The sequence below is a fragment of the Desulfovibrio sp. 1188_IL3213 genome (assembly GCF_036763145.1).
GTDB lineage: Bacteria > Desulfobacterota > Desulfovibrionia > Desulfovibrionales > Desulfovibrionaceae > Desulfovibrio.
The window spans coordinates 1-1,052 of the sequence record NZ_JBAIYR010000620.1 but is presented as its reverse complement, the minus strand read 5'-3'; the positions used below and the strand labels follow the sequence as shown (position 1 = coordinate 1,052).

Below are 1,052 nucleotides of genomic sequence, written 5' to 3'. Positions count from 1 at the left end.
CGGCATTCCACCTCAATGGGGGGGCAGGGGGCATAGCGTTTGCGCAGGGCAGCCACGGCCGAGGCAATGGAGCCGGCGGCATCAATGTGGTTATCTTTGAGCATGAGCATTTCAGCGAGATTTTTGCGGTGGTTGGAAGCGCCGCCCGCCTGCACGGCGTATTTTTCCGGCCAGCGTAGGCCGGGCGTGGTTTTGCGCGTATCGAGCAGGCGCACTCCGGTTCCCTCAAGTTCCCGCACGTAGCGGGCCGTGAGGTTGGCGATGCCCGAAAGATGGGTTATGAAGTTCAGGATGACGCGCTCGGCCTTGAGCATGCTCACTGCCGGAGCGGTGATGCGGGCCACCTCCGTCATGGCGGGTACGCGGGCCGTTTCGCGTACAAGGGCCTGCCACCTGAAAAGCGCGCCCAGGCTGCGGAATACCGGGCCGATAATGGGCAGGCCCACCACCAGGGTATCTTCTTTGGCGCGTATGACCGCGTTCATTTGCGCGTCAGGCGAGAAAAGACCCGTGGCGGTCAGTTCCGGCCCGTCTTCTTCCAGGGCGAGATCTATGGATTTTTGTAGAAGCCGCCGTCCTTCGGGAGAAAAAAAAGCGGCCCAGGGCGTATACATTGCGCTTGTTCCCATTTCTTTCGCATGCTAAGTGAGAGGGTGCCGCCCCGGTCAGAATGCCACGCGCGGCATATTGACCCATGCGGCGTCCTGCGCCGTTGGGCGGGTGATTGAAATAGATAGAATGCCCAGTGCGTCGCGTCAAGCTGCGTGAACCTCGAGAGCATTTTCACATATGCGCCTTGCCGCATGGGAGGCGCTTTTCACGGCTTTTTCGCTCCTTCGGGGAGTATTTTGGGCTAAAGGCGCGCTATGGCAGATTATCGTAAAAAAGAACATGACATGCGGCCTGTTGAGGCCACGGAGCGGGAGGACGCCCGTATCACCGCGCCGTTGACGCAAGAACCGGAACACGGCGTAACGGCTGATCCCTCTTTGCAGGGCACGACCTGCGCGTGTTCCCATACCGGTGCGGCGCGCGCATCCGGCCACAGCCCC

At 60.9% G+C, this 1,052-nt stretch carries 1 protein-coding gene and 1 pseudogene; one reads left to right on the top strand and one right to left on the bottom strand.

The annotated features are described in order from the left end of the window. The coding region (locus tag V6C16_RS14080) for a nicotinate-nucleotide diphosphorylase (protein WP_442886248.1) at positions 1-629 on the bottom strand (629 nt) is incomplete at its 3' end. 237 nt (positions 630-866) lie between these two features. Between V6C16_RS14080 and V6C16_RS14075 the strand changes: the two are divergent. Continuing rightward, positions 867-1,052: pseudogene (locus V6C16_RS14075) on the top strand (magnesium transporter); the annotation flags it as partial.